This is a genomic window from Streptomyces parvulus (assembly GCF_014648855.1).
Lineage (GTDB): Bacteria > Actinomycetota > Actinomycetes > Streptomycetales > Streptomycetaceae > Streptomyces > Streptomyces parvulus.
The window spans coordinates 1-1,485 of record NZ_BMRX01000046.1 but is presented as its reverse complement, the minus strand read 5'-3'; the positions used below and the strand labels follow the sequence as shown (position 1 = coordinate 1,485).

1 protein-coding gene is annotated in these 1,485 nt (G+C 71.7%); it reads left to right on the top strand.

Going from position 1 to position 1,485, the window contains the following annotated elements; all coding sequences use genetic code 11:
* The coding region (locus IE108_RS34625) for a condensation domain-containing protein (RefSeq protein WP_189397853.1) at positions 1-1,485 on the top strand (1,485 nt) is incomplete at both ends.

Genomic DNA, 1,485 nt, shown 5'->3' with positions numbered 1-1,485 from the left:
CGGCCGCCCGGACCTGACCGCGGAACGCTTCGTCGCCGACCCCTTCGGCCCTGACGGCGCCCGCATGTACCGCACCGGGGACCTGGCCCGCTGGTCGGCCGGCGGCCTGCTGGAGTTCGTGGGGCGGGCCGACGACCAGGTCAAGATCCGCGGCTTCCGCATCGAACTCGGCGAGATCGAGGCCGTACTGGGCCGCCACCCCGGACTCGCCCAGGTCGCCGTCATCGCCCGCGAGGACCAGCCCGGCGACAAACGCCTCACCGCCTACCTCGTCGGGCCGGACGGGGACACCACCGTGGACACCGAAGCCGTACGCGCCCACGCGGCCGGCCTGCTCCCCGAGTACATGCTCCCCACCGCCTTCATCGTCCTCGACCGACTCCCCCTGACCAACAACAACAAGCTGGACCGGCGCGCCCTCCCCGCACCGGACCCGACGACGACGGCCGCCGGAACGGGGCGGGGACCGCGCGACCCGCGTGAGGAGATCCTCTGCGGCCTGCTCGCCGAGATCCTGGGAGTGCCCGCCGTCGGCATCGACGACAGCTTCTTCGAACTCGGCGGCCACTCCCTCCTCGCCACCCGCCTCGTCAGCCGCATCCGCTCCATCCTCGGCGTCGAACTGCCCGTGCGGACCCTCTTCGAAGCGCCCACCGTCGCCACGCTGACCGACCGGATCGCGGAGGCGGGCTCGGCCCGCGCCGCGCTGACCGCGGCGGAGCGTCCGGAGCGCGTTCCGCTGTCGCCCGCGCAGAACCGGCTCTGGTTCCTGAACAAGCTGGAGGGTGCGAACGCCACGTACAACGTCCCGGTGGCCTTCCGCATCACCGGAGACCTGGACGCGTCGGTCCTCGAAACGGCGCTCAACGATGTCGTGATACGGCACGAGAGCCTGCGGACGGTGTTCCGGGAGTTCGACGACGGCGGCTCGGCCCAGGTGGTGCTGGGGACGGACGTCGTGGACGTGGTCCTGCGTCGAGTCACCTGCTCCGCCGACGAGTTGGCCTCGGCGCTCCGCGACGCGGGCGAGTACGCCTTCGACCTGGCCACCGACCTCCCGATCCGGCCGACGCTGTTCACCGTCGGCCCCGACGAGCACGTCCTGCTGCTCCTCGTCCACCACATCGCGAGCGACGGCACCTCGATGGGTCCGCTCGGACGCGATCTGGAGACCGCGTTCCGCGCCCGGCTGGGGGGCGTGGCGCCGGGGTGGTCGCCGCTGCCCGTGCAGTACGCCGACTACGCCCTGTGGCTGCACGGCCTCCTCGGCTCGGAGGACGACCCCTCCTCCCTGGTCAACGGACAGCTACACTTCTGGACCAAGACCCTGGAAGGGATACCCGACCAGCTGGAACTGCCCTACGACCGACCCCGGCCCGCGATCGCGAGCTACCGCGGCGACACCGTCCCGATCACCATCGACACCGGCCTGCACCGCGCACTGCTCGCCCTGGCCCAGGACACCAACACCACCCTCTTCATGGT